A 16,978-nucleotide genomic window follows, 5' to 3' on the forward strand; every position below is an offset into this window, starting at 1 on the left:
TGGCGTGCCAAACAGCCCATGGGGGTCGGGCGGGGCACGCAAGCACCGTCAGGCGCTCAAAAGGGGGAAAGTCTTCAAGCCAGCGACTCGCGGGGCGAGGGGGGTCGCCTCTTCGCGGCGCCGGGACCATATCCAACGACCGATGGCCCGCCAACATTCCGGGCCGGCCACCCCACCGGGGCGCTTCGATCGCGTGGCTCATGTGCAACGACCGGCGGCCCGCCAACATTCCGGGCCGGCCACCTCGGCTCACCGGGGCGATCGTGTGCTGGGCGCCACCATCATTCCGCGCCCGCGCCGACGCCTCAGATTTCGGGCGGCGACCCCGGCAGCCCCGCCTTACGGGGGCTTTCCTCGGCCGTGCACCCGGGTTCAACGACCCCCGGCCGCCCGCCATTCCGGCCCCAGGATGCCGCCGGTCACGCCCGCAAACCGGACATCACCCACCACAACACGCCGGCAGGCGACCAACAGACTCTGGTGATCCACTCCAGGTCGCGTAAACGGCGGTATCCGGCAGCCGCGGGCACCGCCACATCCCGTACATGGAGTCGTTCAAGGGTTCTACCTGGGGCGGGGAGGGGTGGCGCGTGAGCTGGGGCACAAACGATACGAACCGGTTCCGTATCGAAAATCGCTCGCTTAGGCTCAGGCTCGTTACGAGTCTGGCCCGTATCGTATTTCGACGCGGGTGAACCGGGGGGAGAACCGGGATGGAACCGCACGAGAACACCGGACACCCGAGGAGGTGGGCGATCCTGGGGGTGCTGGTGATCAGCCTCCTCGTGGTCGTCCTCGACAACACTATTTTGAACGTCGCCCTGCGTACCCTCGCCGATCCGGTGCACGGCCTCGGCGCCAGCCAGGGCGAGCTGGAGTGGGCGATCAACTCCTACACCCTGGTCTTCGCCGGCCTGCTCTTCACCTTCGGCGTCCTGGGCGACCGCCTCGGCCGCAAGCGTTTCCTCCTGGTCGGCCTGGCGCTGTTCGGGCTGGCGTCGCTGCTGTCGGCGTACGCCCAGGACCCGGGGCAGCTGATCGCCGCCCGCGCGCTGATGGGGGTCGGTGGCGCGGCCATCATGCCGGTGACGCTGTCGATCATCTCCAACGTCTTCGACCCGCGGGAGCGGGCCCGGGCGATCGGCGTCTGGGCCGGTGCCGTCGGCCTCGCCGTGGCGATCGGCCCGGTCCTCGGCGGCGCCCTGCTGGAGCGCTACTGGTGGGGCTCGGTCTTCCTGATCAACGTGCCGGTGGTGCTGCTCGGCCTGGTGCTGGTCGCCGCGCTGGTGCCGGAGTCCCGCGACCCGAAGCCGGGCCGCGTCGACGTGCTCGGCGTGCTGCTGTCCGTGGTCGGCCTGGTCGCGCTCACCTACGGCATCATCGACGGCGGCGAGCACGGCTTCGACCGGCTGCCGGTCTGGGTTGCCATCGCCGGTGGGCTGGCGGTGCTGGCCGGGTTCGTCGCCCACGAGCTGCGCAGCGACCACCCGTCGCTGGACGTCCGGCTGTTCCGGGTGCCCCGGTTCGCCGCCCCGGTGGCGATGGTGGGCCTGGTCTTCTTCGCCGCGATGGGCGTGATGTTCTTCGGCGCGTTCTACCTGCAGCTGGTGCGCGGCTACACCCCGCTGGAGAGCGGCCTGCTCTTCCTGCCGTTCGCCCTCGCCCAGCTCATCTTCGCCCCGCGCAGCGCCGCCATGGTCCGCCGCTACGGCGGCCGGGCGGTCTCCGCGGTCGGGCTGCTGCTCACCGCCGCCGCGCTCGGCGCGTTCGTCCTCATCGACGCGGACACGCCGATCTGGATCTTCTCGGCGCTGGGCTTCATCCAGGGCGCCGGGATGGCCAACATCATGCCCCCGGCCACCGAGTCGATCATGTCGGCGCTGCCCCGGGAGAAGGCCGGCGTCGGTTCCGCGGTGAGCAACACCGTCCGCCAGGTGGCCGGCGCGCTCGGCGTGGCGGTGCTCGGCTCGGTGCTCTCCGCGGTCTACCGCAGCGACGTGGCCTCCGCGCTGACCGGGCTGCCCGGTCCCGCGCAGGACGCCGCCCGGGAGTCGATCTCCGGTGCGTACGCGGCGGCGGCGCAGCTCGGGCCGGTCGCGCCGCGGCTGATCGCGGCGGCCAACGACTCGTTCGTGTCGGCGATGCACTGGGCGGCGGCGCTCTCCGCGCTGGTGGCCGCGTTCGGCACCGTCATCGTGCTCCGTTGGATGCCGGGCCGTCCGGTGCCCGCCGCGGCCGACGCTCGACCGACCGCCGAACCTGAGTTGGCCGGGACCGCGTAGGTTCGGCGACAATGTCTGACATGAGTTCCACCGCCGATGCTCCGCGGTCGCCCGGGCGACCGCGGAGCAGCCGCGCGGACGAGGCGATCGTGCAGGCGACCCTGGACCTGCTGGCCGAGGGCAGCACCATCGAGGCGCTCTCCATCGAGGCGATCGCGGCCCGCGCCGGGGTCGGCAAGGCCACCATCTATCGTCGCTGGCCGGGCAAGGAAGCCCTGCTGCTCGACGCGTTGCGCACCCTCAAGGGCATCCCGCCCGAGCCGGCCGGCCACTCCGTCCGGGACGACCTGGTGCTGCTGGTCGGCGCGATCGGGCACAACGTCGACCCGCGGGCCGCGAAGATCATGCCCTGCCTGGTGCCGGAGGTGAACCGCAGCCCGGTGCACTACCAGCTCTACCGGAACATGGTCGAGCCGCGCCGGAAGCTGATGCGGCAGGTGCTCGAGCGCGGCGTACGCAGCGGGGAACTCCGCGCCGACCTGGACATCGAGCTGGCCATGGCGCTGCTGAGCGGGCCGATGCTGATGCAGCGGATGCTGCGGTGGCAGCCGGAGCTGGACGGCAGGATCCTGCCGGAGCGGATCGTCGACGCCGTCCTGGACGGCCTCCGCGCCCGCTGACCCGGGTCCCCGGCCGGGGCACCGTCCGCCGCGTCCCGGTCACCCCGGACACGGCAGGGTCGGCGACCTCGGCCGGGCAGCTCAGCCGGCGGGGGTACGCAGCCGGTGCAGCCGCAACGCCAACTGCACCTCCAGGGCGCGCTCCGGCTTCTGCCAGTCCGCGCCGAGCAACTGCCCGACCCGCTCCAGCCGCTGGGTCACCGTGTTGACGTGCACGTGCAGCAGCTCCGCCGCCCGGGCCAGGCTGCCGCCCACCCCGAAGTACGCCTCCAGCGTCTTCACCAGCGCCGTGCCCCGCCGGGCGTCGTAGTCCACCACCGGCCCCACCGTCGCGATGAGGAACCGGGTCACGTCCCGGTCGCCCGAGTCGCCGACCGCCCCGAGCAGCAGCCCGACGAACCCCAGCTCGGCCGTGCTCGCGCCCTGCCCCGCGCGGCCCAGCGCGCCCAGCGCGGTCAGGCAGCGTTCCGCCTCGGCGAACGTGGCGGCCAGCGACGCCGGCCCGGTCGACGGCCCGCTCGCCCCGGCGGTCACCGGCCGGCCGGTGACCCGCGACAGGTCCCGGGCCACCGCGCGCGCGGCGCCGCCGGCATCCTTGCCGGGCAGCATCAGCACCACCCGGCCGTCCCGCGCCGCCGCCAGCCCGCCCCGCGTGGAGGCGTACGTGGTGGCCCAGGAGAGCACCCGCTGCCGGGCCGAGCCGGTCGCGGCGATCGCGTCGTCGCCCACGGCCACCAGCACGTGCGGGGCGTCCAGGTCCACCCCGAGCCGCCGAGCCCGGCTGCGCAGCGCGTCGGCGTCCCGCAGCGGCCGGGCGATCAGGTCGTCCAGCAGCTCGCCCCGGACCCGCCCCTCCGCCTCGGCCACTGTCCGCCGGAACAGCAGCAGCAGCGCGGTCACCAGCGCGGCCCGCTCCAGGATCCGCTGGTCGGCGTCGACCAGCTCGCCGTCCGGGCGCAGCACCAGCGCGCCCAGGTTCTCCGCGCCGGCCACCACGGCGGCGTACCAGAGCGGGCCGCGGCGGACGCTGCGCCCCTCGGTCCGGGACGCGGCCACCGCCTCCACGATGTCGGCCCGCTCCGGCTCCTCGATCTCGCCCACCCGGGCCAGCCGCCGCCCCTCGGCGTCCAGCGCCAGCAGCTCCCCGCCGAGCACCTCGGTCACCGCCGCCGCCACGTCCTCCATCCCGCCGCCGCGCACCACCAGGGCGGTCATCCGGTCGTGGGCGGCCGCGGCCCGCTCCACCGAGCTGCTGTGCGCCCGGATGGTGCTGTTCGCCGACGACAACTCCGCTAGCGCCGCGCGGGTCTCGGCGAGCAGCCGGGCGGTGTCGATCGCCACGGCCGCGTGCGCCGCGAGGGAGACGAGCAGGGACACCTCCTCCCGGGCGAACGGCCGGGCCGACCGGTTGGCCGCGTACAGCACGCCGATCACGCTCGACCCGAGCCGCAGCGGCACGCCGAGGATCGCCACCAGGCCCTCCTCGCCCACCCCGGCGTCGATCTCCCCGGTGTGGTGGAACCGCTCGTCCTCCGGGTAGTTGGCCGTCGCGTACGGGGTGCCGGTCTGCGCCACCAGCCCGCCCAGGCCGGCGCCCATCGGCAGCCGCAGCTGCTGGAACCGGGCCGAGATCGAGCCGTCGGTGACCCGCATGTACGTGTCGCCGCGCTCCTCGTCGTTGAGCGTCATGTACGCCACGTCGGTGCCGAGCAGGTTCCGGGCCCGGTGCACGATGGCCCGCAGCACGTCGTCCAGGTCGCGCAGCCCGGCCAGGTCGCTGGCCGTGTCGTACAGGCCGGAGAGCTCGATCTCCCGGCGGCGCCGGCGCTCCAGCAGCGCGCGGACCCGCAGCGCCACCACCTTCGCCTGCTCCAGCTCGGCCAGCCGCTCGGCGGGCAGGCCGGCGGCGCGGGCCGCGACCAGCGGCCCTTCGAACTCCACCGCGGCGGCCTCCCGGGCCAGCAGCTCGAGAAACTCGACGGGTGACGACATGACCGTCATTGTGCGGGGCGCCACTAGTTCGCCGTCCAGCCCCCGTCGAGGGCGATCGAGGCGCCGGTGATGAACGATGCCGGCGGGGAGCACAGGTACGCCACCAGCTCCGCCACCTCCTCCGGCTCGATCAGCCGCTTGATCGCCGCCCGGGCCAGCATGATCTTCTCGACCACCTCGTCCTCGCCGATGCCGTGGCTGGCCGCCTGGTCGGCGATCTGGCTCTCCACCAGCGCCGTCCGCACGTACGCCGGGTTGATGCAGTTGGCGGTCACCCCGTGCGCGGCGCCCTCCAGGGCGACCACCTTCGACAGCCCCTCCAGCGCGTGCTTGGCCGAGACGTACGCCGCCTTGTACGGCGAGGCGCGCAGCCCGTGCACCGAGGAGATGTTGACGATCCGGCCCCAGTCGTTGGCGTACATGTGCGGCAGCGCCCGCCGGATCAGCAGGAACGGCGCCTCCACCATCACCCGTTGGATGTACTCGAAGCGTTCGACGGGGAAGTCCTGCACCGGCGCGACGTGCTGCAGGCCGGCGTTGTTGACCACGATGTCGACGTTGACGTCCAGCCGGTCCACGGCGGCCGGGTCGGCCAGGTCGATGCCCTCGGCGCGACCGCCCGCCTCGGCGGCCACCGCCTTGGCCGCCTCCACGTTGCGGTCGACCACCAGCACCGCCGCGCCGGCTGCCGCCAGCCGCAGGGCGCAGGCCCGTCCGATGCCGCTGCCACCACCGGTCACCAGGGCGCTACGACCGGAGAGGTCGACGCGTACGACGTGGGGGACCGCCACGGGTTCTGCCGTCATGGCGCAAGAAGTTACGAGCTGTGTGGCCGGGCGCACATGGGGTGGCGGCACATACTCGACGGCCTTCCTATGTGGCAGCCGAGGCCTCCCGGGTGGGCCTGTCGGCGGTCCTGAGCGGCGGGACGGAAATCCCGGGCCGAACGGGATCCGGGCCGATGTGGCGGGACACCTCCGCGACCGACCATCCCTGCATCGCCGTTCGTCGAATCGGACAAGGGAGAACACGTCATGAACCTCAGCCTCATCCGTCTGGGCGCCGCCGCTGCGGCCGCCGGTGGCCTCTGCTCCGTCCTGCTGGGCCTGGACCACCTGGCGGACCCGGACGGCGGGCCGCTGTCGGCGCTCGGGTACCTCGGCCGCGGCCTCCTCCTGCCGGTCGCGATCGTCGCCCTCGCCGCGCTCTGCCGTCCCCGTTCGGCCCGACTGGCCACCACCGGGGCCGTCGTTGGGGTGCTCGGGTCCCTGGTGCAGGCCGTGATCCTGCTGCTGAACCTGGCCGGGGTGGGCGATTTCTTCGAGTCCCCGGCGGCGCCGGCCTCGCTGCTGGCGCTGCTGGTCGGCTTGCTCCTGCTCGGCATCGCCTGCCTGCGGTCGCGGGCCCTGCCGGTCTGGGCGGGGGTGGGAGTTCTGCTTGGCATCGTGCTCAGCGGGGTCCCGGTCTACGGCGAGATCGCCTTCGGGCTGCTCTACGTCGCGATCGGCTGGGCCATGTCGCGGCGTGCCGCGCCGGAGGTGGTTCCGGCCGTAGGTTGAGTCGCCAGCCGGGCAGAATGTCCGCCACGCGGCCGGGCCGACCGTGCCGGGTCGGCCCGGTGCGGATCGGCGCTGTCGACGTCGGTGTCGCCACGCTGGCGGCGCCGTCATGAGCGGGCGCGGGAAGGGGAGGAACATGCTCGACCGACCGGCCCGCGCCGGCGCGCTCTGGAGCGGTGTCGTCGTTCTCGCGCTGGTGGCGTTGGTGCTTCGCCGGCAGGCGCCGGCCGGACCGCTCTGGTCCGACGTCGGCTTCACCCTGGTCGTGCCGGTTGCCCTGGCCAGTGTTGGCGCGCTGGTCCTGGCCCGCCGTCCCGGGCATCCGGTTGGACCGCTGCTGACGGCCTCCGCGGCGGCGATGGTCGCGGCCGACGCCACCTCGGCGTACGCGGCGGTGGCAGACGGCGCGGCGAGGACCGCCGCGGCCTGGGCCGGTGCCGTCCTGGCACCGATGGGCGTCGGCCTGCTGATCCTGTCGATGCTCCTGATCCCGGACGGGCGATTGCCGTCGCGACGCTGGCGGCCGGCGCTCGCCGGGGGTGCCGCTCTGCTCGCGGTGAAGGGCGTGGTCACGGCGTTTGCCCCGGGAGCGGTCGGGGGCGCGCCGGGCGTTGACAATCCGCTCGGCATCGGCGCCCTGGCCGGACTGGCGGCGGTCCTCGCCGCCGTGGAACCGCCGGTGACCGCGGCGCTGGTACTCGCCGCGGCGGCGTCCGTGCTGGTCCGGCATCGCCGGGGCGACGCCGACCAACGGCGGCGGCTGTCCTGGGTTGTCGCGGCGGCCCTGGTCTTCATCGGGGTGCTCGCCGCCCACCCGGTGGCCGGGGCGCTCGGTCTGCCGCTGCCCGGATGGTTGGCGGACGTGCTGTTCCTGGTCGCCGTCGTCACCTTCCCGGTCGCCCTGGGCCTCGCGATCCTGCGCCACCGTCTCTTCGACATCGAGGCGGTGCTCGGCGCGGCCCTGGTCTACGGGTCGTTGACCGCGCTGCTCACCGCGTTCTACGTGGCGGTGGTCGGCTACCTCGGGGAGATCCTCGGTGCCCAGACGGGTCGGCTCGGTGGGTTGGTGGCGACCGCCGGGGTGGCAGTCGCCTTCGCCCCGCTGCGCGATCGGTTGCAGGCGACCGTCGACCGCCTGCTGCACGGGGGGCGGCGGGACCCGTACGGCACGCTGACCCGGATCGGACGCCGGCTGGGACAGGCCGCCGAGCCGGACGCCGACCTGGACAGCGTGGTCACCGCGATCGCCGACGGCCTGCGCCTGCCGTACGCCCGACTGGCCCTCTGCGGTCAGGATGGCGAGGTGACTCGTGAGGCGGAACACGGCACGCCCCGGCACGGGCGGTACGCGATCGAGCTGATCCACGGCGGCCGACCCGTGGGCCAGCTGGAGCTGGGCCCCCGCGGTCCGGGGGAGGCCTTCACCGAGTCGGAGCGGCGGCTGCTCGCCGAACTCGGCCGCCAGGTGGCGGTCGCCGCCCATGCCGCCCAGCTGGCGGAGGAGGTGCGCGCCTCCCGGGAACGCCTGGTGCTCTCCCGGGAGGAGGAACGGCGCCGGCTGCGCCGCGACCTGCACGACGGGACCGGGCCGCGGCTGGCGGCGCTGGTGCTGCGACTGGAGACGGCCCAGGCCCGGTTCGCCGGCCAACCGGCGGTGGTCGCCGCGCTGACCGACCTGGCCGCGCTGGCCCGCGAGGCGGTCGCCGACGTCCGGCGGGTGGTGCGGGGGCTGCGCCCGCCGAGCCTGGACGAGCTGGGGCTGGTCGGCGCGCTCCGCGAGTTGGCCGCCCGGCACAGTCATGACGGACTGAGCGTCCAGTTGGTCGGCGACCCGCCCGTCGGACGGCTGCCCGCAGCGGTGGAGGCTGCCGCGTACCGGATCACCGACGAGGCGGTGACCAACGCCGCGCGGCACGCCGCCGCCCGGGCCTGCGCCATCCGGCTGACCATCGACCCAGGGGGCTTGGTGGTGCAGGTCGACGACGACGGGGCGGGGCTGGCCGAGGACCGGCCGGCCGGCGTTGGGCTGACCAGCATGCGTGAGCGGGCCGAGGAACTGGGCGGCACCTTCCTGGTGACCCCAGGTCCGGGGGGCGGCACGTCGGTACGGGCGTGCCTGCCCGTGGATCGCGGATGGGCGGTGACCGGGTGATCAGGGTTGTCGTGGTGGACGACCATCCGCTGTTCCGCGACGGGCTGCGGGGGCTGCTGGAGTCGCTGCCGGGCATGCAGGTGGTGGGTGAGGCCGGTGACGGCGCGGCCGCGGTCGCGCTCGCTGAGCAACTGCGGCCCGACGTCATGCTCATCGACGTCGCGATGCCCGGGGTCAACGGCATCGCCGCCACAGCGGAGATCAGCGACGTGGCGCCGGCGGTGGCCGTGCTGGTGGTGACGATGCTGGACGACGACGCCTCACTGCTCGCGGCCGTCCGGGCCGGGGCACGGGGCTACCTGCGCAAGGACGCGAGCCGGGAGGCGGTACGCGTCGCCGTGGAGGCGGTAGCCCAGGGGCAGAGCGTGCTCGCGCCGGGACTCGTCGCCCGACTCGTGGCGTCGGCCAGCCTGCGTCCGGCGGAACGCGCCTTCCCCGAACTCACCGAGCGGGAGGAGGAGGTGCTGCGCCTGCTGGCCGCAGGCCGGACCAACGACGAGATCGCCACGGCCCTGTCGCTGAGTCTCAAGACGGTCCGGAACCACCTGTCGAACATCCTGGCCAAGCTGCGGGTGGCGGATCGTGCCCAGGCCGCGCTGCGTGCCCGGGAGGCCGGGCTGTGAGGCGGGAACGCCCGTGGTCGGTGCCGGACGAGGGCGGCCTCGCGGCACCCTCGTCGGGCCGCCGTGGCCAACCAGGAGGCGGACGTCCCGCTCGTCATCCTGGCCGGCCACACCCGGAGATGTCGGTGGGACGTGGCACAGTCGCCGGGACGGCTTCCCGCCCGGTCGCCCGCCGTGCGGCCGACCCGACCGAAGGAACGTGCACATGGCGACGGTGGTGCCGGAGCGCCGGGCCGAGCCGGCTGACGACGATCGCCGGGAGCCGACAGATGCCGACGGGGCAACCTTCGAGGCGACCCTGGTCCGCTGGTCGGGCGCCGGCGGATGGGTGTTCGCCCCGGTGCCGGCGGGTTGCGCGCCACCTGCGGCGGGACCGTTCGGCCGCGTCCCGGTGATCGCCACGGTGGACGGCCGCACCTGGTCGACGAGCGTCTGGCGGGATCGGAAGGCGGGCTGGTTGCTGGCGGTGCCGGCGCGGATCCGCGCCGGCAAGGACGACGGGGACGTGGTCACCGCGGCGATCGAGATCGACCACGGCCGGTGGTGAGGGCACGGACCGCCGGACCGGTGGTCGCCGTCCCGGCGGGCTGGGTGGACGCGTCCGTGGCGTTGGGGACTCGCCGGGCCAGCCCCGCCCCCGGCGTGTCCCCGCCGGTGCCCGGCGGTTTGCTCGACGGCGTGTCCGCGCGGGCGAGCGTCGGAGTGGATCGGTAGGGTGTCGAACACACGTACTGCTGGCGGTCGGGGAGGAGGCGGCGTGCGGGTGCTCGGCGTCGACCCGGGGCTGACCCGGTGCGGGGTCGGCGTGGTCGAGGGCGTGCCGGGGCGGCCCTGCACGCTGGTCGCCTACTACGTCGTCTACACCGATCCCGCCGACGAGTTGCCGCTGCGCCTGCTGCACCTGGACCGCTCGCTCACCGACCTGATCGCCGAGCACCGGCCGGACGCGGTCGCCGTGGAGCGGGTGTTCAGCCAGCACAACGTCCGCACTGTGATGGGCACGGCCCAGGCCAGCGGGATCGCCGTGCTCGCCGGGGCGCGCGTCGGGCTGCCGGTGCAGACCTACACCCCGAGCGAGGTCAAGGCGGCGGTGACCGGCTCCGGTCAGGCCGACAAGGCGCAGATGACCGCGATGGTCACCCGGCTGCTGCGGCTGCCCGAGCCGCCCCGGCCCGCCGACGCCGCCGACGCCCTGGCCCTGGCCATCTGCCACGTCTGGCGCGGTGGCACCCGATCCAAGCTGGCCGCCGCGGCCGAGCGGGCACGACGAGGAGGAGCTCGATGATCGCCAGCGTGCGCGGCACAGTGACCGCGACCGGTCCGGACCACGCGGTGGTGGAGGTGGGCGGCATCGGCCTGGCGGTGCAGTGCGCCCCCGGCACCCTCGCCGAGCTGCGGGTCGGCCAGCCGGCCCGGCTCGCCACCAGCCTGGTCGTCCGGGAGGATTCGCTCACCCTCTACGGCTTCGCCGACGACGACGCCAAGCAGCTCTTCGAGCTGCTCCAGACCGCCAGCGGGGTGGGCCCCCGGCTGGCCCAGGCGGTGCTGGCCGTGCACACCCCGGACGCGGTCCGCAAGGCCATCGCCAACGCTGACACCGCCGCGCTGACCCGGGTGCCCGGCATCGGCAAGAAGGGCGCGGAGCGGCTCGTCCTCGAACTGCGCGACCGGATCGGCCCGATCCCGGTCGGCCCGGACGGCGCCGCCGGGGTGACCGCGGGCGCCTGGCCGGAGCAGGTGCGCCAGGCCCTGGTCGGGCTCGGCTGGACGGCCGCCCAGGCCGAGCAGGCCGTCGCCGCGGTCGCCGAGACCGTCGACGGGGAGACCCCGCCGGTGCCGGTCCTGCTCAAGCAGGCCATCCGCCTCCTGGGTCGCACCCGATGACGAGCGCGAGGATGCGCGTTCCGGGGCGGCTCGCGTGGGACGCGGCCGAGCCGGAATGCGCGCTTGAGTCAGGGTTGCGCGCCCCGCAGTCACGAATGAAGATCAACTCATGACGGGGGAGAACCTGGTCTCGGCGTACGTCAGCGACGCGGAACGGGACGCGGAGGTCAGCGTCCGGCCGAAGCGGCTGGAGGAGTTCATCGCCCAGCACCGGGTCCGCGACCAGCTCGACCTGCTGCTCAAGGGCGCGATGCGGCGGGGCTCCCCGCCCGACCACATCCTCCTGTCGGGCCCGCCCGGCTTGGGTAAGACCACCCTGGCCAACATCGTGGCGGCCGAGCTGGGCTCGGGGATCCGGGTGACCAGCGGGCCGGCCATCGAGCGCTCCGGCGACCTGGCCGCCATCCTGACCAGCCTCGCCGAGGGCGACGTGCTGTTCATCGACGAGATCCACCGGATCGCCAAGCCGGCCGAGGAACTGCTCTACAGCGCGATGGAGGACTTCCGGGTCGACGTGGTGGTCGGCAAGGGCCCCGGCGCGACCGCCATCCCGCTCGACGTGGAGCCGTTCACGCTGGTCGGCGCGACCACCCGCTCCGGCCTGCTCACCGGGCCGATGCGGGACCGGTTCGGCTTCGTCGCCCACCTCGACTTCTACGCCCCGGCCGACCTGGAGGCGCTGCTGCGCCGCTCGGCGCGGATCCTCGGCGTGCCGATCACCGACGAGGGCGCGATCGAGATCGCCGGCCGGTCGCGGGGGACGCCCCGGATCGCCAACCGGCTGCTGCGCCGGGTCCGCGACTTCGCCGAGGTCCGGGCCGACGGCGTGGTCAACCGGGAGACCGCCCAGGCCGCCCTCACCGTGTACGACGTCGACGCGCTCGGGCTGGACCGGCTGGACCGGGCGGTGCTCACCGCGCTGGTCGACTCGTTCCGGGGCGGCCCGGTGGGGCTCTCCACCCTCGCCGTGGCGGTGGGCGAGCAGCCGGACACGGTCGAGGAGGTGTGCGAGCCGTTCCTGGTGCGGGCCGGGCTGCTGGCGCGTACGCCCCGGGGGCGGGTCGCGACCGAGGCTGCCTGGCACCATCTGGGGCGTACGCCGCCGAATGGTACATTTGGCACCGAGACGCCGCCCGCGCCCGATCTGTTCTCCGTGCAGACCGATCAGCCGTGATCCGAACGTGATCTGTGCCGCATTCGGTCTTCTCAGGTGCAGGGACTAGACTTCGCGCGGTCTACAGGACGTGAGAATCCGCCTCCGCTCCGGCACCCCTCGTGCTGGTGGGGAGGCCAATGGGAAGGTCGACAACCGTGCTTTACGCAGCAGCGAGTGGCGGGGGAGCCGGCGGTCTGATGCCGATCCTCATGATCGCTCTGCTCTTCGGCGTCATGTACTTCATGATGATCCGCCCCCAGCAGAAGCGCCGCCGCGAGGCTGAGCAGATGCAGTCCGCGCTGGCCCCGGGCGACGAGGTCGTCACCATCGGCGGGCTCCACGGCACGGTCACCGCCGTGGAGGACGAGACGGTCCTGCTGGAGGTCGCCCCGGGTGTGCAGACCCGGTACGCGCGCCCGGCCGTCGCCCGCGTGATCAAGCAGGCCGAGCGCCCCGAGACGATCGAGCCGGTAACCGAGGACGCCGAGCCCGTCAAGGAGTGACCGTGGGCCCCGGACGGGGCAGCGGATTCAGCCGCACAAGTGGATAGTTGGGTCGGCGCCCGGCGCCGACACGCATGGGAATCCCGAGCGACGCGGCCGCGTCGTACCGGGGGAGGCGTGTCGGCCGGTGGCGTCGACCCGCCAGAGCCGTCGGGCGGACACCCCCGGCCCGACTTTCGTCGCCGCTGCCCAGCGGCGCGACCGTACAGGGAGACAGGACAGCCGTGGCACCACCTCAGGGACAGATGCGCCCCGGACGGCAGCTTGCCGTGCTCGGGCTCGTCTTCGTCGTCCTCTATCTTTTGGTGTTCTTCTCGGGCGGCGCCAGCGGTGGCTGGAAGGACCGGCTGGAGCCTCGGCTCGGCCTGGACCTGATCGGCGGCACCCGGCTGACGCTGGAGGCCACCAACAGCGTGGACGGCAAGCCCCCGACGGCCGCCAACCTCGAGGAGGCGCGCCAGATCATCGAGAACCGGGTCAACGCGTACGGCGTGGCCGAGGCCGAGGTGGTCACCGAGGGCAACCGCAACATCGTCATCTCCCTGCCCGGCCAGAACCGGGACCTGACCGACGTCGGCAGCGCCGCCGAGCTGCGCTTCCGCAAGGTCCTCAAGGCCACCGACGGCAGCGGCGCCACCGTCGCCCCGGCCCCGAGCGCCAGCGCCACCCCGGCCCCGTCGGGCAGCGCCACCCCGGCCCCGTCCGGCAGCGCGACGCCGGCGCCGTCCGGCAGCGCCGCGCCGCAGGCCACCGCCTCGCCGAGCGCGGGCGGTCAGGGCGGCATGGCCCCGGCGCCGAGCGCCAGCGCCGCCGCGCCGACCCCGTCGGCGTCGCCGAGCGCCGCCGCACCGTCCCCGAGCGCGAGCGCCAGCGCCGCGCCGGTGCCGCAGGGCATCGAGGAGCAGCGCAAGGCCGTCGAGCAGAAGGTCGGGGCCGCCGCCTGGGGCGCCGCCACCGGCCTGAAGGCCCCGGCCGACGTCACCGCCGACCCCTCGCTGGCCGAGAAGCTCAAGCCGTTCGGCACCCTCTCCCCGCAGGAGATCGCGGTGCTGCCGGTCGAGATGCAGTACAACGTCCCGACCATCACCTGCGCCCATCTCGACAAGCGGCCGCCGGCGTCGATCAAGGACGAGAACCAGCAGGCGGTCGCCTGTGAGTCCGGCGCCAAGTACCTGCTGGACAAGGCGAAGGTGGTCGGCCGCGACGTCAAGAACGCCTCGGCTCAGCTCGACCAGACCAGCGCCTGGGTGGTGAGCCTGCAGTTCACTGGCAAGGGCCAGGAGAAGTGGACCGCGCTGACCCGCGAGTCGTTCAACAACGAGGGCCAGGCCTGCGACCAGACCGCGCTCGGCCAGGACGGCAAGTGCCGGGTCGCCGTGGTGCTGGACAACGAGATCATCTCGTCGCCGGAGATCCAGGGCGTGCTGACCGGTGACTCCCAGATCACCGGCAGCTTCGACAGCAAGACCGCCAACCAGCTGGCCAGCCAGCTGCGCTACGGCGCGCTGCCGGTGACCTTCAACCAGGCTGAGCAGCAGAACGTCACCGCGACCCTGGGCGACAGCCACCTCAAGGCGGGCCTGCTCGCGGCCGGCATCGGCATGCTGCTGGTCATCATCTACTCGTTCTTCTACTACCGGCTGCTCGGCTCGGTCATCTTCCTGAGCCTGGTGCTCTCCGCGCTGCTGGTCTTCGGCGCGCTGGTGGTGCTCGGCCGGTCGATCGGCTTCACCCTCACCCTCGCCGGCATCGCCGGCATGATCGTCTCGCTCGGTGTGGCGGCGGACTCGTTCGTCATCTACTTCGAGCGGCTCAAGGACGAGATCCGGGAGGGGCGCAGCCCACGCAGCGCGGTGCCGCGGGCGTGGGTCCGGGCCCGCCGGACGATCATCTCGGCGAACGCGATCACCCTGATGTCCGCCGTGGTGCTCTACCTCGTCTCGGTCGGCGCGGTGAAGGGCTTCGCCTTCGCGCTCGGCCTGGCGACCGTCCTCGACCTGGTGGTCGTCTTCCTCTTCCGGCACCCGATCATGACGATGTTCGCCCGGACCCGGGCGTTCCTGTCCCCGCGGGTCAGCGGTCTCGGCCGGGCCCTGCCGGCCCGGTCGGCCGAGCAGGCCACCGTTCGCAACCCGCGCGTGAAGGAGGCCTGAGATGGCTAAGACTGGTCTGGCGTCCCGGCTCTACCGGGGCGAGGCCGATCTCAACATCGTCGGCCGGCGCAAGCTGTGGTTCGGCGTCGCCGGAGTGCTGGTGCTGGTCGCCGTGCTCAGCTTCGCGATCCAGGGCTTCCGCCTCGGCATCGAGTTCGCCGGTGGCAACTCCTTCCAGGTGCCGGCCAGCGTCGGCACCCTGGACCAGGCCGAGGCGAAGGTCAACGCCGCCCTGCTCGCCAAGGGTGGCGGCGTCGAGGTGGTCACCGCGCAGAAGGTCGGCAGCACCAGCGGCGAGTACTACGAGCTGCGCACCGCGCAACTCAGCGCCGAGCAGGCCAACGCGGTCAAGACCGAGATGGCCCAGGAGTTCGGCATCAACGCCGACCAGATCAGCGGCAGCCAGGTCTCCGAGGCCTGGGGCAGCCAGGTCACCTCTCGCGCGCTGCTCGGTCTGCTGATCTTCATCGCGGTGGTGGCGGTCTACCTGATCCTCCGCTTCGAGTGGCGGATGGCGGTCGCGGCGATCGCCTCGCTGCTGACCAACCTGGTCCTCACCGCCGGCATCTACTCGATGGTCGGCTTCGAGGTCACCCCGTCGACGATCATCGGTTTCCTTACCATCCTGGGCTTCGCGCTCTACGACGTGGTGGTGGTCTTCGACAAGGTCCAGGAGAACACCCGGGGCATCACCGCGAACAACAACATGACCTACGGCGAGGCGGCCAACCTGGCGCTCAACCAGAGCCTCATGCGGTCGCTGAACACCTCGGTGGTCGCCCTGCTGCCGGTCGGTGGTCTGCTGTTCATCGGGGCGGGCCTGCTCGGCGCCGGCACGCTCAAGGACCTGGGTCTGGTGCTCTTCGTCGGTATGGCGGTGGCGTTCCTGACCTCGATCCTGCTGGCCACCCCGCTGCTGGTGCTGATGAAGAACCAGGACCCGCGGATCAGCGCGCACAACAAGCGCGTGCTGGCCCGGCGTGGCGCGATCGCCCGGGGCGAGGTCGCCCCGAAGGGCACGCCGCGGGCCGCCGTGGCCAGCGACGACGCCATCGACCCGGAGGCGGCGGCCCTCGCCGGGGCCGCGCCGAAGGTGGGCGCCCGGCCGGCCGGCAAGCGTCCCGCCGGCACCCGGGGCGGTCGCCCCGGCGGCGGAGGCAACCGGCCGGGCGGCGCCAAGCGCCGCTGACCGGGGGCGACCTCCGACCTGCCCGGGGACACCCGGTAGGAACCGACCGGACGGCGTCCGTCATGTTGTGCGAGCGGCATGACGGACGCCGTCGTCGTTACGAAGGGACACGGGACGTATCGTGACGGAGACCCACACCACCGGGGTACGGGGAGACAGCGGCCTGGAGGTCGCCCAGCTGGTCGCCAGCCGGGTGCTGGACGTGCCGGACTTCCCCCAGCCCGGGGTCATGTTCAAGGACCTGATGCCGCTCTTCGCCGACGGTGCCGTCTTCCGCGAGGTGACCGACGGGATCATCGCGTACCACGGGCGGGACTCGTTCGACGCGGTGGCCGGCATCGAGGCGCGAGGGTTCGTGGTCGCCGCCGCCATCGCGTACGCCTGCGGGGTCGGCGTGGTCCCGGTGCGCAAGGCCGGCAAGCTGCCCCGCGCGACGCACTCCGCCTCGTACGCGCTGGAGTACGGCGAGGCGACCCTGGAGGTGCACCAGGACGCCTTCACCGCCGGCCACCGGGTCCTGGTGGTGGACGACGTGCTCGCCACCGGCGGCACCGCCGAGGCCACCCTCGACCTGGTGGAGCGGGCCGGTGGCACGGTCGCCGGCTTCACCGTGCTGCTGGAGTTGGGCTTCCTCAAGGGCCGGGAGCGGCTCGCCCCGCGTCCGGTCCATGCCCTGCTGACCGTTTGACCCGATGAGCCGGTCGGACCGCCCCCGTGCGGTCCGTCCGGCGGAGGGGCGACGGACCCTGCGTACGGGTAGCATTGCCCTTTGCCGACCGGGCGGGGTGGCAGGTCGGCGCGGAACAACACCGGCCCCCGGGCCGGTTGCACAGTACGTCGGCCGGACGGCCGACGCATCCCGGCG

The 16,978-nt window shown here is 73.5% G+C and carries 15 protein-coding genes; 13 read left to right on the forward strand and 2 right to left on the reverse strand.

Features of this window, described 5'->3' with window-relative positions; genetic code table 11:
* The first annotated feature begins 713 nt into the window (after positions 1–713).
* Both ACY34I_RS23945 and ACY34I_RS23950 read left to right on the forward strand, forming a co-directional pair.
* Positions 714–2,282, forward strand: coding sequence for an MFS transporter (locus ACY34I_RS23945; protein ID WP_462757293.1), 1,569 nt, complete (start codon positions 714–716; stop codon positions 2,280–2,282).
* Positions 2,283–2,293: 11 nt separating this feature from the next.
* Positions 2,294–2,902, forward strand: a complete 609-nt coding sequence (locus ACY34I_RS23950) for a TetR/AcrR family transcriptional regulator (protein WP_148802264.1) — start codon at positions 2,294–2,296, stop codon at positions 2,900–2,902.
* Positions 2,903–2,983: 81 nt separating this feature from the next.
* Here the strand turns inward: ACY34I_RS23950 and ACY34I_RS23955 are convergent, their stop codons facing one another.
* Both ACY34I_RS23955 and ACY34I_RS23960 read right to left on the reverse strand, forming a co-directional pair.
* On the reverse strand, positions 2,984–4,903 hold the full coding sequence (locus ACY34I_RS23955) for a helix-turn-helix domain-containing protein (protein WP_462757294.1): 1,920 nt from the start codon (positions 4,901–4,903) through the stop codon (positions 2,984–2,986).
* Positions 4,904–4,917: 14 nt separating this feature from the next.
* On the reverse strand, positions 4,918–5,700 hold the full coding sequence (locus tag ACY34I_RS23960) for a 3-hydroxybutyrate dehydrogenase (protein ID WP_462757295.1): 783 nt from the start codon (positions 5,698–5,700) through the stop codon (positions 4,918–4,920).
* Between the two features lie 228 nt (positions 5,701–5,928).
* Here ACY34I_RS23960 and ACY34I_RS23965 point away from each other — a divergent pair, with 228 nt between their 5' ends.
* The 11 genes from ACY34I_RS23965 to ACY34I_RS24015 all read left to right on the forward strand — a co-directional run bounded on the left by ACY34I_RS23965 (position 5,929) and on the right by ACY34I_RS24015 (position 16,801).
* Entirely contained in the window at positions 5,929–6,453 is a 525-nt protein-coding gene (locus ACY34I_RS23965; protein ID WP_462757296.1) for a hypothetical protein, read from the forward strand.
* Between the two features lie 136 nt (positions 6,454–6,589).
* Positions 6,590–8,605 carry a sensor histidine kinase gene (locus tag ACY34I_RS23970; protein ID WP_462757297.1) on the forward strand — a complete coding sequence of 672 codons (2,016 nt, stop codon included), beginning with the start codon at positions 6,590–6,592 and terminating at the stop codon, positions 8,603–8,605.
* On the forward strand, positions 8,587–9,228 hold the full coding sequence (locus tag ACY34I_RS23975; protein ID WP_462757298.1) for a response regulator: 642 nt from the start codon (positions 8,587–8,589) through the stop codon (positions 9,226–9,228). Before ACY34I_RS23970 ends, ACY34I_RS23975 begins: the two co-directional genes overlap by 19 nt.
* A 205-nt stretch (positions 9,229–9,433) precedes the next feature.
* The gene (locus ACY34I_RS23980) at positions 9,434–9,775 is read left to right on the forward strand and encodes a DUF1905 domain-containing protein (protein ID WP_462757299.1); all 342 of its coding nucleotides are present in this window, start codon (positions 9,434–9,436) and stop codon (positions 9,773–9,775) included.
* A gap of 210 nt (positions 9,776–9,985) precedes the next feature.
* The gene (gene ruvC / locus ACY34I_RS23985) at positions 9,986–10,513 is read left to right on the forward strand and encodes a crossover junction endodeoxyribonuclease RuvC (RefSeq protein WP_148802272.1); all 528 of its coding nucleotides are present in this window, start codon (positions 9,986–9,988) and stop codon (positions 10,511–10,513) included.
* Positions 10,510–11,112: a Holliday junction branch migration protein RuvA gene (ruvA, locus tag ACY34I_RS23990; protein WP_462757300.1), complete on the forward strand. Its 603-nt coding sequence runs from the start codon at positions 10,510–10,512 to the stop codon at positions 11,110–11,112. Before ruvC ends, ruvA begins: the two co-directional genes overlap by 4 nt.
* A gap of 109 nt (positions 11,113–11,221) precedes the next feature.
* The gene (gene ruvB / locus ACY34I_RS23995; RefSeq protein WP_462757301.1) at positions 11,222–12,286 is read left to right on the forward strand and encodes a Holliday junction branch migration DNA helicase RuvB; all 1,065 of its coding nucleotides are present in this window, start codon (positions 11,222–11,224) and stop codon (positions 12,284–12,286) included.
* A 137-nt stretch (positions 12,287–12,423) separates the two neighbouring features.
* Positions 12,424–12,771 (forward strand): preprotein translocase subunit YajC, encoded by a 348-nt coding sequence (yajC, locus tag ACY34I_RS24000; RefSeq protein ID WP_462757302.1) that lies wholly within the window; start codon positions 12,424–12,426, stop codon positions 12,769–12,771.
* A 224-nt stretch (positions 12,772–12,995) separates the two neighbouring features.
* Positions 12,996–14,924: a protein translocase subunit SecD gene (secD, locus tag ACY34I_RS24005; RefSeq protein ID WP_462757303.1), complete on the forward strand. Its 1,929-nt coding sequence runs from the start codon at positions 12,996–12,998 to the stop codon at positions 14,922–14,924.
* A gap of 1 nt (position 14,925) precedes the next feature.
* Complete coding sequence (secF, locus tag ACY34I_RS24010) at positions 14,926–16,113, forward strand: protein translocase subunit SecF (RefSeq protein ID WP_462757304.1); 1,188 nt, start codon at positions 14,926–14,928, stop codon at positions 16,111–16,113.
* 121 nt (positions 16,114–16,234) lie between these two features.
* Positions 16,235–16,801, forward strand: a complete 567-nt coding sequence (locus ACY34I_RS24015) for an adenine phosphoribosyltransferase (protein WP_462757305.1) — start codon at positions 16,235–16,237, stop codon at positions 16,799–16,801.
* Positions 16,802–16,978: the final 177 nt, after the last annotated feature.

Source organism: Micromonospora sp. RTBAU3-60, assembly GCF_054963695.1.